The sequence below is a fragment of the Algoriphagus chordae genome (assembly GCF_003254055.1).
GTDB classification, from domain to species: domain Bacteria; phylum Bacteroidota; class Bacteroidia; order Cytophagales; family Cyclobacteriaceae; genus Algoriphagus; species Algoriphagus chordae.
This window is the reverse complement of sequence record NZ_QKZT01000018.1, coordinates 40,578-61,850: the sequence shown is the minus strand read 5'-3', so window position 1 is coordinate 61,850 and position 21,273 is coordinate 40,578. Positions and strand designations below refer to the sequence as shown.

Genomic DNA, 21,273 nt, shown 5'->3' with positions numbered 1-21,273 from the left:
CTTGAGCCAACATTTATGTAAAAGGGTTACCAACTTAAACTTTAAATCAAAAAAGCATGCGTTATTTATTAGTGATATTATTCTTTGCGGCTTCGTTTTCAGTGCAAGCCCAAACCTCTAAGGAGCTTGTTGGCAAGTGGAAGCTTGTAAAAGAAACCATGGATGGGAAAGTGACTACTCCAGAAGATACTTACCAAGTATTTAAGGCAAATGGTTCGTTCGAAGGGATTACCCCTCGAGATTCGATGAAGGCCAAGTGGAAATTATCTGATGATGGAAAAAAATTGACTGTTAAAATGAAATACGGTTCCGTCGATTTCACAGTTGATTACTTTGACGCCAAAAAACGGGTGATCACAAGCAAGCAGACAGGTACTTTGGAATACGTCAAAGTCGATGATTGACCTTGACTGAGTCACGGTGTTGTGATTGTAGACTTGATCATTACCAAAAAAATGAGCAGGCAAAAGCGATCATAGAAATATTCAAGATGATTTTCGCGGTTAAGAGTTAATCAACCGTGAAAATCATTTTTGCATTATAACCTATTTTGACTGTTGGGATTTCAAGTACAATTAGTGAGAATTTCAAATTAGGAACTGTTGCTTCGCTGGCTAGTACTATAATTACTTTCTGGTCTTCAATTTATTAGCCTTGAAGAGTAAAATTGAGTACTTTCTATTAATTCTATACAAAGATTATACGCTTCTTTGCCAGTAGTAAAAATTTAGCGAAATGGCCTCGGCAAGCCCGTCTGTCGCCGGACAGGCTCGGCCTCCAGTGTAAGCTGGTGACAAGGAGGGGAGAAAAAGTGCGGAGGAGCCGCACTTTTTCTCCCCTCCACTAAATCAAATCTACACGGACACCGAGCTCGGTTACTGAGCCAGTCAAAGTATGTGGAGCTGTCTAAGGAATTTATCTAGTGACAAGATTCCGTATTACCATATTCTATATTTATTAATCCAACTTTACGATGGACTTGAAAGTGATAAAAGATGATGACTTTGATGCGCTTTATCCTATCAAAATGAAAAAGCTTTCGGGCACCCATTGGACTCCTGTGGATGTGGCAAAGAAAGGAATGGCGTTTTTGAATGAGAAAGGCCAGTGTTCCGTGTTAGATGTTGGGTCTGGAGCAGGCAAATTCTGCTTGATCGCTGCAGCTATTTCCGATTCAACAGTAACAGGAGTCGAACAACGAGAAAGCCTCGTGCAGCTCTCAAGGAAACTGGCGGGAAAATGTAAACTCCAGAACCTGAATTTCATTCATGGAGATTTTGTGAAGCTGGATTTCAGAGATTATGATTCCTTTTATTTTTTCAATTCCCTCGAAGAAAACATTAATCTCACAGATAAACTGAACAAGGATAGTAGTGTGAACTTAGGCAGTATCATACCTATATTAAGTCGATCCGTGCAAAGTTTGAAAGATTGCCTGCAGGTACCAGAATCGTTACCTACTGTGGCGATGCCGCAGAGATTCCTGAAGATTACCTATTGATCAAGTCCGGTAATAAGGGGAAGTTGAGATGTTGGGAGAAGAGGAGATGAAAACACTCAGATTGATTCAGATTCGCTACTGAAGTAAAAAAAATAAAACCCTAACTATCAATATTTCAGATAGTTAGGGTTTTGTAGTGCAGAGGAGGAGGGATTCGAACCCCCGGTACCTCGCGGTACAACGGTTTTCAAGACCGCCGCATTCGACCACTCTGCCACTCCTCTAGGTCGTCATCAGGTTTTGTCCCCGATTAGGATTGCAAAAGTAGGATAAATGTATTCTTTTACAAAACACATTTTGCCTTTTTGTGCTAACCTTCTGATTTCTTTTGGATTAATTTTTAAAAGATTTGAAAATTCTACTTTCTACAACTGGATTTTACCTATTTAGAGATTTTTTTCTTAGCTCTTGGCGGACCTAGCCCCAGTTTATTTAGCGATAATCTTTTTTTCTTCCTTTACTAATTCCTCAATTTCTGACCTGCCAAGTCGCTTTTTCTTCTCATCCACTAGGTCCAAGCTTACGTTGACCTCAAAACATACAATTATAATAATGGAGGTGATAAGAAGCCAAAGCATTAAAGCAATCAACGTACCTATGGATCCATAGAGTCTATTGTAGCTAGCAAAGTTGTTTAGGTAAAAAGTGAAACCATAAAAGCCAAGGGTGGTCAATAAACCCGCTAGTTTGGCACCAATAGAAAAGAACTTCCATTTGTCATGGACTGCTGGGGCAAACCTAAAGATGAAGGCGGTGGTGATGTAAAACATAAACAGCAGTATGAGAAACTTCAGACTAGAGAATAAGAAAATCATAAAGCCTGAGTTGAACACTTGCATGTCATCCAGTCTGCGGATAATAATTCCGCCTAGGATCATCACCGAACTCGCTGTAATCACTGTTAGCGCAAGGATAATTACAATACTGATTGCTATGCCTCGACTTTGTAGAAAGCCTCTATTTTCCTTGGTTTGATATACAGAGTTGAATGAGTTCATCATGGAAACCACACCTTGAGTGGAAGCAAACAAGGCAAAAAAGAAACCCAAGGACAGCAAGCTTTGCCGTGGTTTGGACACAATATCCATGATAGTACCCTCGGATTGTGTGTAAATCTCCTCTGGAAGAATCTCCCGGGTAAATGTGAGGATGTTCTGGTTGGTGATATAGGGGAAAATATCCTGTAAATAGGGCACGAGGTTTAGGAGAAAGAGGATCATCGGAAAAAGAGCAATAGTATAGCTAAAAGCCATAGATCCTGCTCGTTCGATGATGTCATCCTTTTGCAGCTGAATCAAAAAAATTCTACCTACATCATATAGGTTTTTATCTGGATCTCCGAAATGAATTTTCTTGAGCTTTCTAGCCTGCCAAAGTAGCCTGACTTCTAACCTAAGGATTTTTGTTTTGATCACGTTATCCTACTTCTTGAAAATACCCTTTCAATAAAGCTAACAAATTCTCTGGAGGTCTGGTCGGACGGTGACTGTCTTTTTTGAGGAAAGTAAGTATTGTCCAGCCATCTGTGATCATTTCCTGCTGCTCATTGAATACTTGGTATTCAAATCGAATCCTAGCTCCAGGAAGCTTTGGGATAGTAGTTTTGATGCTGAGCAGCTCATCGTATTTGCCAGGCTTAAGATAGCGGAAATGGCTTTCCAAGACTGGCATCATTACCCCTTCGTCTTCCATTTCCTTGTAAGAAAAGCCGACGCTCCGCATAGCTTCCACTCGCGCCACTTCGAAATACATCGCATAGTTGCCATAATAGACATAACTCATTTGGTCAGTCTCAGCGTAGCGAACACGTATCTGGGTTTCGGCGGTGTACATGATTAGTAGATTTTTGCTCGATTCAATGCTGCCTGGTAGCGTCTTGCATTTGCATTATGCTGAGCCAAGGAACTTGCAAATGAATGGTAGCCTGAGAAGTCTTCTTTTGCACACATGTAGAGGTATGAATTGTCATCTGGGTTGAGAACAGCGTCTAGAGACTTGATGTCTGGTAGATTGATCGGGCCAGGAGGCAGACCTAAGTGCTTATAAGTATTATATGGACTTTCAATTTCTTTGTGGACGTTCAATACGCGTTTGAGCTCAAAATCTCCCACAGCAAAAACCAAGGTTGGATCTGCTTGTAGTGGCATTCCTATCCTAAGTCTGTTTAAGTAAAGTCCTGCGATGATAGGTCGCTCATCCGCTTTTTGCTGACTCTCTGCCTGAACGATACTCGCTAGAGTACTTACTTCTTTTTGGCTTAAGCCAATTGTACTTGCTTTTTGCTTACGATCATCGGTCCAGAAACTCTCATATTCCTTGTACATTCTGTCGAAGAGAGCCTCAGCACTTGTGTTCCACCAGAGTTCATAGGTGTTTGGAATAAACATGCTCATGACGGTCTCTTCATTGAAATCATACTTTCTGATATACACAGAGTCCTGAAGCAGCTCTAGAAATTGATCTCCCGAAATCTCCATGTTTGCCGTGATTTTCTCAGCCAAGTCCTCCTTGGTTCGCACGTTGTTGAAGGTGACCCGAATTGGGCTTTGTTTACCTGATCTCAGTAGTCTGACCAATTCCAAGTTTGTCATCTTGGGCGCAATGGTATAAAGCCCTGGCTTTACATTGTCCTGATAACCCATTATTCTGGCTAGGAAACTAAAGCTGACTAGATCATTGACGACTTTCTCTTCGTAGAGCTTATTGGCAACAGTTTTATAGGTGTCATTACTACCAATTTTCAGCATATAATTCCGATCGGAATCTATCAGCGCATTCGGGCTGAAAAAGACCTGATAGAAATAGAAACTCATAGAAATGGCCATCACCGAGAAGGCAATGACGATGACGAGGTAGATGTTTTTTCTTTTTTCGCTTAGCATACTTCTGGCAAAAATAGGGAAATTCTAAGACCGAGTTTGTGCTTAAGCTAATGGAATTATACCTTTCTGTGCAAATTGATTTTTATGGAAGTGATTTTTGTTACCTGTGCCCTTATTCTTTTGGATGATAAAGTGCTATGTGCTCAAAGGTCAGATAGGATGCATCTCCCTGGCTTATGGGAATTTCCAGGAGGGAAAATTGAAGCGGGGGAAAGTCCAGAAGCTTGCTTAATCCGTGAAATCAAGGAAGAATTAGCGATTACTGTTCATGTAGTGGCTGCGCTGAAGCCAAATGAGCATGCTTATTCCGAGGGGAAACTAATTCGATTGATTCCATTTGTCTGTGCTTGGGAAAGTGGGGAGATTTCCTTGCTTGAGCACCAGCAGGTCAAATGGCTAGCAAAGGAGGATTTAAAATCCTTAGAATGGGCTCCAGCCGATGTGCCGATAGTTGATGAGCTATTGGTAAATTGGAACAATATTCAGAAACGACTAGTTGATAATAACTGAGAACTTATAAGATATGTCTGCAGAATTGATTCGATTATACGAGGAAAACCCTGATCCCGACAAGATCAGACAGATCGCCAAGACACTTCGTGATGGGGGGGTAGTGATTTACCCTACAGATACTGTTTATGGTATGGGTTGCGATATTATGAATTTGCGTGCAGTGGAGCGCATATGCAAAATCAAGGGTATTAACCCCAAGAAGCATAATTTTTCCATTATTTGCGCTGATTTGAGTACGATCTCACAATTTACCAAACTGATCAATAAACCAGTTTTCAAGATGATGAAAAAAGGCCTACCTGGGCCATTTACCTTTATTTTGGATGCGAGTAATCAGGTGCCTAAAATTCTTCACAGTAAAAAGAAAACGATAGGGATCAGAGTGCCCAGTCATAATGTGCCACGACTTCTGGTGGAAGAATTGGGGCATCCTATCCTCACTACTTCCATCAATGATGAAGATGAGGTAATAGAGTATAGCACTGATCCAGAATTAATTTTCGAAAAATACGAGCACCTAGTTGATATCGTCATTGATGGTGGATATGGACAAAACATCGCTTCTACGGTTCTTGATTGTACAGGTGATCAAGTGGAAGTGTTACGACAGGGTTTGGGCAAACTGGAGGATATAGAATAAAATGACTAAGAGCATTGCCGTTGACCTGCACTATTTCCCTAACCTTGAGTTTTTTGCTGCGATTGCTGATGCAGAGGAATTGGTCTTTTTCCCAGAGGAAAGATATCAAAGACAGTCATTTTTCAATCGTACTGAAATCCGCCTAGCAAATAAGGTTGGGACGCTAACAGTGCCGATTCAAGGCAGAAGACCAAGGCTTTCATTAGAAAATATCAGGATAGACAATTCTCAAAATTGGGTGAATGTTCATTTGAGAGGAATCCAGAGTGCTTATGGGAAAGCTCCTTTTTACGAATATTACTTCCCTTATTTTGAAAAAGTTTTCCAGCAGAATTACGAGAATTTATGGGTGTTGAATTGGGAAATGCTGACAATCTGTCTCAAGCTTCTTGGTCTGCCTGTCAAGATGCGGGTGCATGATAAAGGTCAGGATCCAACATGGTCGGAGGACATAAGAGGGGAGCTGATGCCCTCAGCGCCTTTTTCGGAGCGAGATTACTATGATCCGGAGCCTTATTTCCAACTTTTTGGCTTGGACTTTGATCCTAACCTCAGCATTCTGGATTTGTTATTTTGCGAAGGACCTGCATCTAAAGGCATAGTCTTAAAGTCTGTAAAAAAACAATGAACAATCAGCAAAAGGATTGTGTTTTTAAAACAAATTCGGTAACATACGTTCAGGATTATTAAACAATCAGATAGGAATTCAATGGAAGCAAAATTTTCGAACAGAGTCAAAGAGGTGATCTCTCTTAGCCGCGAAGAAGCACTTCGCCTGGGACATGATTACATTGGCACAGAGCACCTCTTGCTAGGGATGATTCGCGAGGGAGAAGGTGTTGCAGTTTCCATTCTTAAGAAATTGGGAGTGCCAATGGATGAATTGCGGAATGCAATAGAACGCGCTGTAAAAGGCACCGCAAATCACAACGTAAAAAATATGGCAAATATCCCTCTGACGAGACAGTCGGAGAAGGTATTGAAAATCACATATTTGGAGGCAAAAATCTTTAAAAGTCAATTGATAGGTACGGAGCATTTGCTGCTGTCCATCTTGAGAGATGAGGATAATATTGCAACTCAGATACTTAACAAATTTGAAATCAATTACGATTCCGTAAAAGAGATGCTGGAGACTTCATCCGATTCTACTCCTCGTTCCAAAGCTGAGGCTGAAGACGGAGATGATGATGGTTCCAAGCTTTTCGGTTCTGCTGGAAGCGGTTCGAGTGCGTCGAAGCCTGGTGCTGAGAAGTCAAGAACACCGGTTTTGGATAATTTCGGTCGAGATCTCACCAAAATGGCTGAGGATGATAAGCTTGATCCAATTATCGGTCGTGAGAAAGAAATCGAACGCGTAGCTCAGATTCTTTCCAGAAGGAAGAAAAACAATCCGATTTTGATCGGAGAGCCTGGCGTAGGTAAGACAGCTATCGCCGAAGGTTTGGCGCTTAGAATTATTCAGAAAAAAGTATCCCGTGTGCTTTTCAATAAGCGTGTGGTGACTTTAGATCTTGCTTCTTTAGTAGCGGGTACCAAATATAGAGGTCAGTTTGAGGAGAGAATGAAAGCCGTTATGAACGAGCTAGAGAAATCTCCTAACGTGATTCTTTTTATCGATGAATTGCATACGATAGTAGGAGCAGGTGGAGCTTCAGGATCTCTGGATGCCTCCAATATGTTCAAGCCCGCTTTGGCACGTGGAGAAATCCAATGTATCGGAGCTACTACGCTAGATGAGTATCGTCAGTACATTGAGAAAGACGGTGCTTTGGCACGTAGATTCCAGATGGTGATGGTGGATGCCACAACCCCGGAGGAAACTGTGCAGATCTTGAATAACATCAAGGATAAGTACGAAGATCATCACAATGTCAATTATACTGATGAGGCGATTATAGCCTGTGTGAAACTTTCCGATCGATACATTTCCGATCGATTCCTTCCAGATAAGGCGATAGATATTTTGGATGAGGCAGGAGCCAGAGTCCATATCAACAATATCCATGTGCCGGAAGAAATTCTAAAACTTGAGGGCGAGGTAGAAGATATCAAAACTGAGAAAAACCGTGTGGTGAAATCTCAGAAATATGAAGAGGCTGCGCAGCTTAGAGACAAGGAAAAGAAATTACTTGAGCAACTGGAAACAGCCAAGAACAAGTGGGAAGAAGAAAGTAAGTCGAAGAGATTTACCGTGAACGAAGATCATGTGGCAGAAGTAATTGCTATGATGACTGGGATTCCTGCGAAGAGAATTGCTCAGAAGGAAGGTGCTAAGCTTTTGAATATGGGCTTGGATCTTTCTGGTAAAGTGATCGGTCAAGATGAAGCTATTAAGAAGCTAACTAAGGCTATTCAGAGAACCAGAGTAGGATTGAAAGATCCTAAGAAGCCAATTGGTTCCTTTATCTTCCTAGGTCCAACGGGTGTAGGTAAGACTGAATTGGCCAAAATGCTGGCAACCTATCTATTCGATAAGGACGATTCCTTGATCAGAATTGATATGTCCGAGTATATGGAGAAATTCTCCGTATCCAGATTGGTAGGAGCACCTCCAGGCTATGTGGGCTATGAAGAAGGTGGGCAGTTAACTGAGAAAGTCAGAAGAAAACCATATTCTGTAGTCCTATTAGATGAGATAGAAAAAGCTCACCCAGATGTGTTCAATATTCTATTGCAGGTGTTGGATGATGGAGTTTTGACAGATGGCTTAGGTAGAAAAGTAGATTTCAGAAATACGATCATCATTATGACTTCGAATATTGGAGTTCGTGACTTGAAGGATTTTGGTGCAGGGATTGGCTTTGCCAGTCAGACCAAAGCTGACAATATGGATGAGGTGATGAAGTCGACGATTCAATCTGCCTTGAAGAAGGCCTTTAGTCCAGAATTCTTAAATAGATTGGATGATGTGGTTGTATTCAACTCCTTGAGCAAGGAACATATCTTCAAGATTATTGATATCAGTTTAGGGAAGTTATTTGCAAGAATCACTGACTTAGGATATAAAATCGAACTGACAGAAAAGGCGAAGGAGTTCTTAGCTGAGAAAGGATACGATCAGCAATATGGCGCTAGGCCACTGAATAGAGCCATCCAGAAATACTTGGAAGATGCCATAGCCGAGGAAATTCTCAAAGGAGATCTCTCTGAAGGTGATGTGATCACTGCAGATTATTCTGGCGAAGGAACGGAGCTGAGCATTGCTGTGAAAAAGAAAGAAAAAGCTGACTAGTTTTAGCTGAGTTAAAATAGATTGAAAGCCCCGAATGATGAGTTCGGGGCTTTTTCGATTTTATGCTTTTGGTCTAAACTTTCGGTTTATAGACTTAGGATAAAAAATAGCAAGCCAACAGCCAGTATTACTATCATCTTTTGAGCTCTCACCTTTATTTCAGGACTGAGTTTTCGCTTGCGGATTACCAACACGGCCAAACTCAAGCCTACTAATTGTAAGGCGTATCCAACGCCATTTAGCGGGCCCATCGGAGCATCTAGTACATGGAAATAGCTATTTAAGAGCGAAAGCATACAGAGCACTATGCCTGTGATTCCAAATAAAAAGGAACGCTGAAGAAGTGTCTTATCGGAATGGTCAGTCCATTTCATTTCTTAGATTCTTAATTGAATGTGCAAGATACAAGACTTCATTCTTCCTGTCATCTTCTACAGCTGCATTTACTTCTTGGCTTTAATTTTTTCCAACCTAGCATCTAAATATGCTTTCATTTCTGTTCCCGTCAGAGCGTTGAGGGTCATCTCTTTAGTGAGACCACCTTTTCTTCCCACGAGCACGCCATATTTCATGTCGGCATAGCCTTCCATTGCATGAGCATCTGGATTGATCGAAAGTAGCACTCCTTGATCCATCGCATAGCGAATCCATCTCCAGTCTAGGTCGAGTCTCCATGGATTTGCGTTGATTTCTATGACCACATTATTTGCAGCACAGGCATCGATGACAGCTTTGTGATCGATAGGGTAGCCCGGACGGCGAAGTAGCAGTCTTCCTGTAGGATGTCCCAAAATCGTGGTGTAAGGGTTTTCAATAGCGGTGATTAGCCGAGTAGTGGCGCGCTTGATATCCATAGATAGAACGGAATGAATTGAGGCGACGATAAAGTCAAAACTTGCCAGTACATTCTCCTCGTAATCCAGTTTTCCATCATTGAGAATATCGCTTTCTATTCCTTTGAAAATCCGAAAAGGCGCCAATTCTTTATTCAGTTCATCGATTTCCTGATGCTGTTTTAAAATCTGATCTTCTGTCAGACCACCTGCATAAAAAGCCGTTTTGCTGTGATCTGAAATTCCTAGGTATTCGTAACCCAGTGCTTTGCAATATTCAGCCATTTGACGCAAACTATGCTTTCCATCGCTGTAGGTAGAGTGGTTGTGGAGAATTCCCTTCAAGTCTTTTTCTGTGAGTAATTCAGGGATTTTATTCTCCTTAGCTAGCTCTACCTCTCCATATCCCTCACGCATTTCAGCGGGGATAAATTGTAACTTATTGACGCTGAAAAATTCTTCATCACTAGAGAAATCTTTCTTTTGAAGTTTTTTGGCTACAGTTTCCTTTTCATCCACCAATGCCTCTAGATGTAGTGGAGCGGCGATTAGCGATAACTTCTTCCAAAGAAAATCCTCCTTGCTACAGAAGTGAATGCTTACCCGTAGATCTATGTCTTTGAGCTTTCCTCTCAAGGTTCTTGGGCCAGATTCCAACAAAATCCAGGCGATGGACTCCATGGCTTTGATATTGGACTTGACAGTAGCCAATTCATCTGAAGCAATTAGAAACTCGGCTTCAGTGATGATTTCCATTTGTCTTGCAAAATCACCTACAATAGCCAGTTCAGTTGCTGAAGCGATTACTTGTATAGTCTCTTTCAGTTGCCAGATCATTTCCTCGATATCTGCATAGAGCCATTTGCCAGCATTAGATGCTTTGAATTCAAGGTTTTCAATGATCGTATTCTGCGTTTTTTCTCCAAAACCCTTGATTTTAGCGACTTTCCCAGCCTGGCAAGCCTCCATCAATTCATGGGTGGAGGTAATGCCAAGTTCCTCCCAGAGGGTTTTCACCTTCTTTGGCCCCAAGCCTTTGATCTGAAGAACCTCCAGAATTCCCTCGGGAGTTTTGGTCAATAACTCTTCAAGAAAAGGGAAGGTGTCTATTTCCTTGAGCTGTGCTATAGCCTCTACCATACTCTTTCCAACTCCTGAGATCTTGGCAAGTTCTGCCTCGCTCAATCCCATGATATCCTGATCACTACGCTCTAAGGAAATCAAAGCAGATTGATAACTACGGATTTTGAATGGGTTTTCGTCGTGAAGTTCCATCAGCTGAATGCTGAGCTTGATTTTTTTCAGAAGCGTCTTGTGATCCAAAATTTCTAGGGTTGCGTGAGTGTATTTAGACAAATGTCTTCAAATAATGTTTCAATTTAAGGGGCTATGGCTTAACTTAAAATTGAAATGTGATTTTCCATCAGGCCAGTCTTGCAAAGCACTGGAATAGACGAAGATTCATTCTCATTTCTTAAGCTTTTGAACAGTGATATGGTATTTACGTTATTCATTTCAATTGCTTACTTAACTTTCAATAGATAAAAGTATGAACTACTGGATGGTCAAATCTGAGCCTGGATCCTATTCCTGGGATGATTTTGTAGCTATAAATGAAGAGGTATGGGATGGTGTGAGAAATTATCAGGCGCGCAATTTTCTTCGTGAAATGCAGTTGGGAGATTTGGTGTTTTTTTATCACAGCGGAAAAGAGAAGGCAATCGTGGGTATAGCAGAAGTTAGTCAGGAACAGTTTCCTGATCCGACGGATGAAGCTTGGACTGCTGTCAAATTGAAAGTGAAAAGTCCCTTGAAAAACTCTATTTCCCTAGCAGCCATCAAAGCTGAGGATAGACTCTCTGAACTTCCGATGCTCAAGCAATCCCGCCTGTCTGTCTTGCCTGTAGGAAAAGAAGAGTTTGATTTACTTCTAAAAATGGGTTCATGAAAAAAACTTTGTTAATACTTTTTCTTTCGATCCTTCTTCAGCAATCCTATGCTCAGGTCCATTTCATTGAGCGCTACGAGGTTGATTCAGAATTGAATGACCCTTTGTTTGAGATGATTGATTCTGAAGAAGGCTTGATCTCTTTTCGAACGATACCAGAGAAAGGACTGAATTTGAGACAGAAATTTCAATATTTCATCTCGGACTCCTCCTTGAATTCGAAGCAAGGCCTGATAGAATTTCCCGTAAAGGATGGCTATGATATGCTGGGGTATGATACTGATAAGGATCAACTGTTTATTCTCTTTACCAAGGGCTACGCACTGAATTCGGATAAGTATTTGCTGCAGATCAATCTGAAAAATAAGGAGGGACTGGAGTTTGCGGTGGATAATGTATTAGATATGGAGCTCGTAGAGTTTTTGGTGCAGGATCAAAAAGCCATTTTCATGGGAACCACGGATAATAGGCCAGTATTACAGATTCATGACATTGTAACCAAAACTGTTCATACCCTTCAGGGTATTTATGGCAATGACACTCAGATCCTTCAAATCCGCAAAATGCCTGCAACGCAGTCATTGGAAGTAGTCTTGAGTAGAAAAGGCGCTCACCGAAATCGCGACATACTGATCAATACCTACGATATGATTGGGAATGTCATACAGGAAGTGAAAGTTGATCAATTTGCTGAGCCAGGTCAGGAGATTATGGACGGAATCTTATTGTCTACTGGGAATTACCAAGAGGTGATGATAGGCGCTTATGGTCTGGATCGTAGAAATTCCTACCAAGGGATGTACATTATGGATATCAATGAATTTGGAGAGTTTGATTTCAAATTATATACGCTTGAAGATTTCCCGAATTTTTACAATTATCTCAATGAGAAAAACAAAGTCAAAAAGGACGCTGAAATACTGAAGGAACTTGAGAAAGAAAAAACTCCAGGGATCAATAACCAGTATGTCATTAGGGATGTGCGCCAAACTGAGACTGCTTACTACGTTTATTTTGATCAATATATCGTGAGCAATAGTCGCTCAGGCTATCAAAATGGAGCCTTTTCACCCAATGGTGCTTACCGGTATGACCGATGGAGCAGAATGGGAGCCACTAACATGACAGATCCCTATATGGCCAATCGCTTCCCGATGTCCAGCTCTTATCAGACTATTCCCGAGTACCAATATATTTCTGCACACTTTGCCAAGATTGCGAAGGCAGGTCAGGTTCTTTGGGATAACTCCAGCTCTTATGATGATATGTTAACTACTTATCCAGAAGCATTTGGAGAGGTGGCAATAGTGGGCGATGATATGTACCACATGTATGTGGAGAATCAGACAATTAGGCTTAGTTTTTTTCGGCTAGGTGAGAAAATATTTGAGAATCAGCCCTTTGAGTTGGGATTGGTCAAGGAGGATGAACGCATTCGAGATACCAATGAGGAGAGTTTGAGATTGATTCATTGGTACGATAGATATTACCTGTTATCGGGTACACAGCGTATTCGTTCCTTAAATGCGGATGGAATAGATCAGGTTCGGGAGGTTTACTTTTTGACCAAAATAGTGGTGGATGGGGATTTGTATCGGCCAGAAGAACTCTCGGACTAGATTTTATTTTTATATTTACCCGCAAATCTACCCCATGCAAAAAAGGCTAGTCTTAGACGAAGGACAGATTGAGATCATACTCAGACGATTCTGTCATCAATTGATCGAAAATCACGATGATTTTGACAACACCGTACTTTTGGGCTTGCAGCCTAGAGGGCCAATATTGTTGGATAAAATCGTAAAACTGCTCGAAGAAATTTCAGGTGTGAAAGTTCCTTCGGGATACCTTGATGCTACTTTTCACCGAGATGATTTTCGCAGGAGAGATTTTCCTCTCAAAGCAAATGAAACCAAAATCAATTTTCTAGTCGAAGGCAAAAAAGTAATCCTAGTCGATGATGTGCTCTACAAAGGCAGATCTGTGCGAGCAGCTATGGATGCGATGATTGCTTTTGGCAGACCGCAGAAAGTGGAACTCATGGTGCTAGTAGATCGCAAACTCACCCGAGATTATCCTATCATGCCAGATTACTATGGTATTCGCGTCCATACGCTGGAGAGCCAATATGTGCTAGTGGAATGGGCTGAGAAAGGCAATGAAAAAGACGCAATTTGGATCACAGAGAAAGTTAAACCCTAACCATGTCGCAACTCAGTACGAAACACCTACTTGGTATCAAAAACCTTACAGAGGATGATCTTCAGCTTATCCTTGACACGGCGGCAAATTTCAAAGAAGTGATCAATCGCCCGATCAAAAAAGTGCCTTCTCTTCGTGATATCACGATTGCCAATGTGTTTTTCGAAAATTCTACCCGGACAAGACTTTCCTTTGAGCTTGCTGAAAAGAGACTTTCTGCAGATGTGGTGAATTTTTCTTCGGCAAATAGCTCAGTCAAAAAAGGAGAGACCCTGGTAGATACGGTGAATAACATCCTCTCAATGAAAGTGGATATGGTAGTGATGAGACATTCCAGTCCCGGAGCACCACATTTTCTTTCTCGAAATGTGAATGCCAACATCGTCAATGCCGGAGACGGTACGCACGAGCATCCCACTCAGGCTTTGCTGGATTCATTTTCTATCAAAGAAAAACTCGGAGATGTGGCTGGGAAAAAGGTTGCTATCATCGGAGATATCCTTCATTCGCGTGTTGCACTATCCAATATTTTCTGCCTACAAAAGCTTGGAGCCGAAGTCATGGTCTGCGGGCCAATTACCTTGCTTCCAAAATACATCGCCAGTCTTGGTGTAAAAGTAGAATTGGATGTGAAGAAAGCGCTGCAATGGTGTGATGTGGCCAATGTGCTCAGGATTCAGTTGGAAAGACAGCAGATCAAGTATTTCCCAAGCCTTCGTGAGTATTCACTTTACTACGGCATCAACAAGAAACTTTTGAGTCAATTGGATAAGGAAATCGTGATCATGCATCCAGGCCCGATCAACCGTGGTGTGGAACTGAGTTCAGATGTGGCTGATTCCGATCACTCCATTATTCTCGAACAGGTGCAAAATGGCGTAGCTGTTCGAATGGCAGTGCTCTATTTGCTGGCAGGAACAAAAGGCTGATTAATTTGAGATTTCAAATTATCTAGTGCCATCTGCCACCACCAAGAAATGCCCCGAAAGTAAATGCGAAGTATTGATTGATTGCTTCTCCGATTACTTGTCCTGAAGCATTTTGCAAGTCACTTGATGGGATAAAGTTGTATTCTGCTCCCATTCTGAATTTATTCAACTCAAGGCCTACCCGAATCATAGGAGCCCATTTGAAATTGGCTGAGAGATCCCCAAAGTTGTCAGGATTAGTGAAATCATCACTTTTTACTTTCACATTGCTAAGGGCATAGTAGCCATAGCCAGCTCCTATGAAAGGTGCCAATTTGCTTCCTTCACGATGAAAAAAGTAGTCGAATGTGGCTGATGCCGAAAGATTCATCGATAAATCACCTTCGTAATCGTCAGTGAGATCATAATAGGTGACATCCTTGGCCAGTCCGGCCATTCCAAATCGAACACCTACAGCCATGTTGTCGGCTACATTGATTTTGGGTTCGGCGTTAAATAACATGCCGATTCCGCCACCTTTAGGGATTGCAGGTCCAGCTTCCAATACCATTCTGAATCGGCCAGCTTCCTGCGCGAAAGAGGCTTGTGACATTGCGACAAAGACGAGTAGAGCAAAGAACTTTTTCATAGTTGGCTTATTCAGTAGATGAGTAGATTTCTGATCCTATCTCAAAAAAGATTCCAAAAATTCGTAACCTATCCATAAGCAGGTTAGTTTTAACCTCAAATTCACTTTTATGCTCAGCGTAACCAATCTGGTAAAAACTTACGGCAAGCAAAATGCCGTCAACGATATTTCATTTGAACTTCAAGGAGGAGAGGTAGTAGGGCTCTTAGGGCCAAATGGCGCAGGAAAAAGCACCACGATGAAATGTATCGTAGGCTTACTTCGCAAAACATCTGGAGAGATTACGCTGGGTGGACACGACCATTTGAGTGTGGAGGCGAAACGGCTTTTTAGCTATATCCCAGAAACTCCTTATGTCTATGATCTGCTCACTGTGCAGGAGCACATGCAGTTTGTCGCTCAGGCTTATGGCGTAAAAGACTGGAGGGAAAAAGCAGATGAGTATTTGGAGCTATATGAGCTGACGGATAAAAAGGATAAACTCGGTCGTGACTTATCTAAGGGTATGCGCCAAAAGGTATCTATTTGCTGTGCATTACTTCCTGATCCTCAAGTCTTGTTCTTTGATGAGCCGATGATTGGGTTGGATCCAAAAGCCATCAAAAACACCAAGAAGATTTTTAAGCAATTGAAAGAGGCTGGAAAGACAATTCTAGTCAGTACGCATTTGATTGATAGTGTAGAGTCGATTGCAGATCGCATCATGATTTTGAAAGATGGGAACATCGTCGGTAATGATACTGTAGCCAATCTGAAAGTGAAATTTGTGCAGGGTGAAGGGACTACTTTGGAGGACCTTTTTTTAGAAATGACCAAAGATGAATGAAATCCGACTGCTGTTCAGGAAGGATATTCTCATCCTGATCAATAATATCAAACTAATACTTAGGAATCCACTTCGCCTATTACCCTACGCAGGGATTTTGGCTTATATATTCTTTATGTATTACCTGCGTCTCAGAGATAGAGAAGAGGATGCGGCTACTCAAGAGATGCCTGAATTAGACCTCAATGGTATTCCGGAGGTGAATTTTTCGATGCAAAATATAATTGGAGGGGTGACTATTTTGGCTTTGGGACTGCTAATCTACCAGCTTTATAGTGCCACGAAGAAAAATGTCAGTTTCTTCAAAATGGCGGATGTCAATCTGCTATTTACTGCCCCTGTCAAGCCGGAAAACATCCTGATTTATTATATGGGAAGGTCCATTTTACCTTCCTTGGGTGGAGCGATCATCTTTGTGATGTATGGAGCCAGTCAGGCGATAGATACCTTTGAGATGACCGTGGCTAATTTCATATTTCTGATCTTTGCCTTTGCGCTGTTCTTTTTTATTATTGCGCCCATCAAATTCCTGGTTTATACCCTGAACACCAAGTACGATGTGATGGAATACATCCGAATGGGAGTGATCGCATTGGCGACTGCGCTGGCAGGGATGATCATTATTCCAGGGCTGATGGCAGAGAAATTCTGGCAGGGAATGTTTGCTTGGATTTCTTCTCCTTGGTTTGATTTCTTTCCTATCGTAGGCTGGTCTCGCGGGATCGCAAGCTATCTCTCCCATGAGAATGCAATCATTTCGATTGGCTTTATTCTGATCTATGGGGTTTCATATTTCGTGATTATGAAATTAGTCATTCGCTTTGCAGGCTATTACTACGAAGATGTGCTCGAGGCTACCAAGTCGAATGAGGAAAAGCTGGAAAAAGTAAAAGGCAAAAAGCAAGTAGGAGAGAGTTCTTACAGCTTAAACACCAAAAAGAAATTGGCGCTTCCAGACTTTGGGGTGGGAGCCAAGGCATTTTACTGGAGAAATTATGTGCACAGTTCTAGGCAGGATTTTCATCCATTATTTGGACTGTACTCTTTGATTATGGTAGCGATAGGGGTTGTGTTGGCAGTACTGTCTCTTTTCGAGTGGTTTTCGCATTATTTCATCTATGGCTATCTGCTGATGATGTTATTCATTTACTTCTTTGCTGGGATAGGTAGGGCTAATGTGGGGGACTTGAAAAAACCTTTCTTCATACTTGTACCAGCTTCTTGGGCTTCTAAGTTTTGGAATATGATCAAGCTGGACATCTTGCAGATTGGATTGTTTTGCTTGGCTCTCATTATTCCTGCCGTCCTGATAGCTGGTCTGAACTGGTATATCATCCCCTTGTTTTTATTTGCAACGATAGAGATTTACTTAGTAGGTTTTGGGATCAATATCATTCCTCAGATAGCACTGGACGAAGGTTGGGATAGGAAGTTGATCAAGCCCTTTATGATTGGAGGAATAGTGCTTTTTGGCTTTATACCAGCATTTGCTTTTAGTATTGTCGCATTTGTAGTTTCTAAGCAATTTGTTTGGGCACTGTTTGGCGGAACCTTTGGGATGTTTTTCGTCGCAGCTATCCTAATGCATGTCACGCTGGATGTGTTGAAGCGATTGGAGTTTAAGGAAGTGTAATAGCAGTCTCACTGTTCGGATTTCAGTCGTAGCCCCAGAATTGTCTAGTTATCAGTATTGGATAGTGTTCAGCCGAATTTTATTCTGTTTTAACTTCTTCGTAATCGCTTCACCAAGAAAATTCCTGTATTTTTGAAGACCATGTATGACCAAATATAACCAGCTATGATCTACAACTCAATAATCGAAACCATCGGAAATACTCCGATGATCAGACTAAATAAACTTGCCAAACACATCAAAGGCGATGTGCTGGTGAAAGTGGAATACTTCAATCCTGGAAATTCCATGAAGGATCGTATGGCGATCAAGATGGTGGAGGATGCCGAAAAGGCAGGTTTGCTGAAACCAGGAGGGACGATCATAGAAGGGACATCAGGAAATACCGGAATGGGATTGGCTCTCGCTGCAGTGGCCAAGGGTTACAAGTGTATTTTCACCATGGCGGATAAGCAATCCAAGGAGAAAATCGATATTCTAAAAGCTGTAGGAGCTGAGGTGATCGTCTGTCCCACCAACGTGTCTCCAGATGATCCGCGTTCCTATTATTCCATTGCGAAGAAATTGAATCAGGATATTCCTAATTCCTTTTACCCAAATCAATACGATAATCTATCCAACACAGCCGCTCACTACGAGACTACAGGCCCTGAAATCTGGAATGATACCGATGGCAAAATCACGCATTATGCAGCAGGTGTAGGAACTGGTGGCTCTATGTGCGGGACTGCCATGTATTTGAAAGAGCAGAATCCAAATGTGGTGACAGTGGGTATCGATACCTACGGTTCTGTTTTCAAAAAATATAAGGAAACTGGAATCTTTGATGAGAAGGAAGTTTATCCATACCTGACGGAAGGTATCGGAGAAGATATTCTTCCAAAGAATGTGAACTTCGATATGATCGATCACTTTGTGAAAGTGACAGATAAGGATTCTGCGGTGATGACGCGTAGATTGGCTAGAGAAGAAGGCTTGTTTGTAGGATGGTCATGTGGATCTGCTGTGCACGGCGCATTGGAGTGGGCGAAAGTTAACTTGCAAGAAGGTGATCAAATGGTGATTATCCTTCCAGATCACGGTACAAGATATTTGGGCAAGGTCTATAACGATGAGTGGATGAGAAACCACGGTTTCTTGGAAGACAAGACATTCTCCACTGCTAGAGATATTATATCGCAGCGAAATGGAGCCTATACCTTGGTCTCTTCCTTGAAAACTGACTCGGTGAAGGATGCCATAGGATTGATGAATAAGACCAGTGTTTCTCAGATTCCAGTGATGGAAAGTGGCGAAGTGGTAGGTAGCTTGACAGATAATAAGTTGCTTGCTAGAATCATTGATAATCCAGCCTTGAAGGATGCGAATGTCGCGGATGTAATGGAAGATTCCATGCATTTTGTGGCACTAGACAGTACGCTGGATGTGCTGTCGTCTATGGTAGAAAAGGAAAAAGCGGTACTCGTGCGAGATGCACAAAATCAAATTCACATCATCACCAAGCACGATATTTTGGAGGCTTTCACGAAGTAGTATTACCATTATTAATCGGGTATGATGCCAGAACCCTCAATTTCCTTGGTTTAGAGGCTGGAAGACCGAAGACAGGTGACCGAAGTAACCTGAACTTAGTGTTTACCAGATTTTATATAGCTTTATGCCCTTTACTGGCAAAAAGCTGAATACAAAAAAAAAAATGGATCAGCAAAAAATTCAGCGAATCATAAATTCGGGAGTAGATTTCAATATTGGAGTAATACTTAGTAAGGCCTGGGAGATGTTTAAATCCCGGGCAATGTTCCACATTGGTTTTATGGTGTTGATTGGGGCAATACAGGCAGCTTTTACTTTATATCTTCCAGATTACACGTTTTTGTACACCATCTTTTTGGCGCCTCCATTAGTTTGCGGGTATTACTTTATGGCAAACCGGCAGACACAAGAAGAATATATTGAATTTCAGAATTATTTTGATGGATTTAAGTACTGGTGGAATCTTATTTCTACAAATCTGATCAGTTCCATTCTCATCGTGGGAGGGATTATTCTCTTGATTATTCCAGGCGTTTACCTGCTGGTGGGTTACATGTTCGCCTTGTTGTTTGTGATTTTTGGAGGATTTGATTTCTGGACTTCCATGGAGCTTAGTCGCAGAATGGTACATACCAACTGGCTGAAGTTCTTTTTGTTTGGACTGGCTCTAATAGCGCTGAATATTGCAGGATTTCTATGCCTAATAGTAGGCTTATTCATTACTATTCCGATGACTTATCTGGCAGTATATATTCTTTTCGAAGAACTGACTATAGATGCTGTAGAAGACCCGAAGGACAATGTTATTCATTTGTAAAAGGTAGAACTTGTACAACGAATAGTAAATTGGCTGAATTGGAAAAAGGGTTTTATACTTTAAATCCTTTCTCCATGGTTGAAATCCTACTGGCTTTGGGGAAAATGCTGGAGATAAAACTGAAGCCTTAAAAAGGCCTTAGAACACTTGGTGCACAAGCTATTTCGAAAGTACTTCCAGGTTATCCTCGAAATAAATGTGAAAGAGCCCAGCAGCTGTTTCATCGATTTCATAACCTGAGTAAAGTCCAATTCTATAGTTACCCGCCGGGAATTCGGGCATGATGCATCGATACTTATTATTTTCAATTTTTTCCAAGAGTATAGTTAGATAATTCACATTCCAGCCATCGATATTGTTTACCGTCAAATACATGAATTGAGAATCGTTTTCAAGGTTAGTTGTAATAGTTATTTCATCACCAGGAACTACTTCCAAGGTACTTATTGAGAGGATTCTTGGATATTCTATATTGAAATGTGAAGGCAGATTTGCGGTTAGACCGTGAGTTTGCACATTTAAATCAAACTTTTCGGCTATGCTTCCTTCCCAATAAGTAATAGGATAAACCCCTACGACAAGTGAATCTGTTGAAGCGTAACTCACTTTATAGCTAAAGTATTTTTCAGTTCCTGAAACCAAGACTTGATTCCATTCTTTTTTACTACTGAAGTCTTTCCCCGTTATAGTAAAGGACATATTCAGGCCCAAGGTACTTTTCGTTACCTTTAAAATCTGAGGATTTGAGGAGCCTTTTGCCCTAAACCGAATTGATTTCCCTGTGATTTTAGAAGAAACTGTTTTCACAAAGGGATAGGCAATATATTCTGTGTTATCGATAAGGTCACTTGATATTTTGACTGACACCTGAGCTCCTTCAGGCTTGCCTTTTATTTCTCGGAGATAATATTCACCCTCGGAGTATTTATTGTCAGCTAGTTCGGTTTCCAAAAATTCTATTCCATAACTCGTAATTTGTCCTATTCCCCAATCTTTGATTTCAAAATCAAAAGTAGCTCCAGTTTCATCGATCAGATTTACACCATTTGTTAAAATAAATGGATAGCTTCTTGGTGTAAATCCTTCGTCATTTTGGCATGCCACCAATAAAATACTCCCCAAAGCGAGATATAATAAGTGAAGATATTTCATG

General features: G+C 41.4%; 21 protein-coding genes and 1 tRNA gene. 14 read left to right on the top strand and 8 right to left on the bottom strand.

Going from position 1 to position 21,273, the window contains the following annotated elements; genetic code table 11:
* Positions 1-56: 56 nt before the first annotated feature.
* Both LV85_RS17465 and LV85_RS17460 read left to right on the top strand, forming a co-directional pair.
* Positions 57-404, top strand: coding sequence for a lipocalin-like domain-containing protein (locus tag LV85_RS17465; RefSeq protein WP_111321806.1), 348 nt, complete (start codon positions 57-59; stop codon positions 402-404).
* Between the two features lie 581 nt (positions 405-985).
* Positions 986-1,501, top strand: coding sequence for a class I SAM-dependent methyltransferase (locus tag LV85_RS17460; RefSeq protein WP_245942362.1), 516 nt, complete (start codon positions 986-988; stop codon positions 1,499-1,501).
* A gap of 139 nt (positions 1,502-1,640) precedes the next feature.
* Here LV85_RS17460 and LV85_RS17455 read toward each other — a convergent pair.
* The 4 genes from LV85_RS17455 to mltG form a co-directional block, all read right to left on the bottom strand.
* Positions 1,641-1,725, bottom strand: a tRNA-Ser gene (locus LV85_RS17455).
* A gap of 204 nt (positions 1,726-1,929) precedes the next feature.
* Positions 1,930-2,913: a YihY/virulence factor BrkB family protein gene (locus LV85_RS17450; protein WP_111321899.1), complete on the bottom strand. Its 984-nt coding sequence runs from the start codon at positions 2,911-2,913 to the stop codon at positions 1,930-1,932.
* Between the two features lie 4 nt (positions 2,914-2,917).
* Positions 2,918-3,334: an acyl-CoA thioesterase gene (locus tag LV85_RS17445; RefSeq protein ID WP_111321802.1), complete on the bottom strand. Its 417-nt coding sequence runs from the start codon at positions 3,332-3,334 to the stop codon at positions 2,918-2,920.
* 2 nt (positions 3,335-3,336) lie between these two features.
* Positions 3,337-4,383, bottom strand: a complete 1,047-nt coding sequence (gene mltG / locus LV85_RS17440) for an endolytic transglycosylase MltG (RefSeq protein WP_111321800.1) — start codon at positions 4,381-4,383, stop codon at positions 3,337-3,339.
* An 84-nt stretch (positions 4,384-4,467) separates the two neighbouring features.
* Between mltG and LV85_RS17435 the strand changes: the two genes are divergently transcribed.
* The 4 genes from LV85_RS17435 to LV85_RS17420 all read left to right on the top strand — a co-directional run bounded on the left by LV85_RS17435 (position 4,468) and on the right by LV85_RS17420 (position 8,771).
* Positions 4,468-4,893 (top strand): (deoxy)nucleoside triphosphate pyrophosphohydrolase, encoded by a 426-nt coding sequence (locus tag LV85_RS17435; RefSeq protein WP_211318435.1) that lies wholly within the window; start codon positions 4,468-4,470, stop codon positions 4,891-4,893.
* Between the two features lie 13 nt (positions 4,894-4,906).
* Complete coding sequence (locus LV85_RS17430; protein WP_111321797.1) at positions 4,907-5,536, top strand: L-threonylcarbamoyladenylate synthase; 630 nt, start codon at positions 4,907-4,909, stop codon at positions 5,534-5,536.
* A gap of 1 nt (position 5,537) precedes the next feature.
* Positions 5,538-6,164: a WbqC family protein gene (locus LV85_RS17425; RefSeq protein ID WP_111321795.1), complete on the top strand. Its 627-nt coding sequence runs from the start codon at positions 5,538-5,540 to the stop codon at positions 6,162-6,164.
* An 81-nt stretch (positions 6,165-6,245) separates the two neighbouring features.
* A complete protein-coding gene (locus LV85_RS17420) occupies positions 6,246-8,771 on the top strand; it encodes an ATP-dependent Clp protease ATP-binding subunit (RefSeq protein ID WP_111321793.1) in 2,526 nt (841 codons plus the stop codon).
* Positions 8,772-8,857: 86 nt separating this feature from the next.
* Here the strand turns inward: LV85_RS17420 and LV85_RS17415 are convergent, their stop codons facing one another.
* Together LV85_RS17415 and LV85_RS17410 are read right to left on the bottom strand one after the other, a co-directional pair.
* Complete coding sequence (locus LV85_RS17415) at positions 8,858-9,145, bottom strand: hypothetical protein (protein WP_111321791.1); 288 nt, start codon at positions 9,143-9,145, stop codon at positions 8,858-8,860.
* A gap of 69 nt (positions 9,146-9,214) precedes the next feature.
* Positions 9,215-10,927 (bottom strand): helix-hairpin-helix domain-containing protein, encoded by a 1,713-nt coding sequence (locus tag LV85_RS17410; protein ID WP_317046461.1) that lies wholly within the window; start codon positions 10,925-10,927, stop codon positions 9,215-9,217.
* A gap of 226 nt (positions 10,928-11,153) precedes the next feature.
* Here LV85_RS17410 and LV85_RS17405 point away from each other — a divergent pair, with 226 nt between their 5' ends.
* The 4 genes from LV85_RS17405 to LV85_RS17390 are packed head-to-tail and all read left to right on the top strand — an operon-like array spanning position 11,154 to position 14,683.
* Entirely contained in the window at positions 11,154-11,552 is a 399-nt protein-coding gene (locus LV85_RS17405) for an EVE domain-containing protein (protein ID WP_111321789.1), read from the top strand.
* Positions 11,549-13,171, top strand: a complete 1,623-nt coding sequence (locus tag LV85_RS17400) for a transcriptional regulator (protein ID WP_111321787.1) — start codon at positions 11,549-11,551, stop codon at positions 13,169-13,171. The genes LV85_RS17405 and LV85_RS17400 overlap by 4 nt, the downstream gene beginning before the upstream one ends.
* A gap of 34 nt (positions 13,172-13,205) precedes the next feature.
* Entirely contained in the window at positions 13,206-13,754 is a 549-nt protein-coding gene (gene pyrR / locus LV85_RS17395) for a bifunctional pyr operon transcriptional regulator/uracil phosphoribosyltransferase PyrR (protein ID WP_111321785.1), read from the top strand.
* A 2-nt stretch (positions 13,755-13,756) separates the two neighbouring features.
* Positions 13,757-14,683, top strand: a complete 927-nt coding sequence (locus tag LV85_RS17390) for an aspartate carbamoyltransferase catalytic subunit (RefSeq protein ID WP_111321783.1) — start codon at positions 13,757-13,759, stop codon at positions 14,681-14,683.
* A gap of 22 nt (positions 14,684-14,705) precedes the next feature.
* Here the strand turns inward: LV85_RS17390 and LV85_RS17385 are convergent, their stop codons facing one another.
* On the bottom strand, positions 14,706-15,311 hold the full coding sequence (locus LV85_RS17385) for an outer membrane beta-barrel protein (protein ID WP_111321781.1): 606 nt from the start codon (positions 15,309-15,311) through the stop codon (positions 14,706-14,708).
* Between the two features lie 109 nt (positions 15,312-15,420).
* Between LV85_RS17385 and LV85_RS17380 the strand changes: the two genes are divergently transcribed.
* From LV85_RS17380 to LV85_RS17365, 4 genes are all read left to right on the top strand, one after another.
* Complete coding sequence (locus LV85_RS17380; RefSeq protein ID WP_111321779.1) at positions 15,421-16,137, top strand: ABC transporter ATP-binding protein; 717 nt, start codon at positions 15,421-15,423, stop codon at positions 16,135-16,137.
* On the top strand, positions 16,130-17,770 hold the full coding sequence (locus LV85_RS17375) for a putative ABC exporter domain-containing protein (RefSeq protein WP_111321777.1): 1,641 nt from the start codon (positions 16,130-16,132) through the stop codon (positions 17,768-17,770). Before LV85_RS17380 ends, LV85_RS17375 begins: the two co-directional genes overlap by 8 nt.
* A 165-nt stretch (positions 17,771-17,935) precedes the next feature.
* Positions 17,936-19,303, top strand: coding sequence for a pyridoxal-phosphate dependent enzyme (locus LV85_RS17370; protein WP_111321775.1), 1,368 nt, complete (start codon positions 17,936-17,938; stop codon positions 19,301-19,303).
* A gap of 163 nt (positions 19,304-19,466) precedes the next feature.
* Positions 19,467-20,120: a DUF2189 domain-containing protein gene (locus LV85_RS17365; protein WP_111321893.1), complete on the top strand. Its 654-nt coding sequence runs from the start codon at positions 19,467-19,469 to the stop codon at positions 20,118-20,120.
* Positions 20,121-20,279: 159 nt separating this feature from the next.
* Here LV85_RS17365 and LV85_RS17360 read toward each other — a convergent pair whose 3' ends face one another.
* Positions 20,280-21,272 carry an IPT/TIG domain-containing protein gene (locus LV85_RS17360; RefSeq protein ID WP_111321773.1) on the bottom strand — a complete coding sequence of 331 codons (993 nt, stop codon included), beginning with the start codon at positions 21,270-21,272 and terminating at the stop codon, positions 20,280-20,282.
* Position 21,273 lies beyond the last annotated feature (1 nt).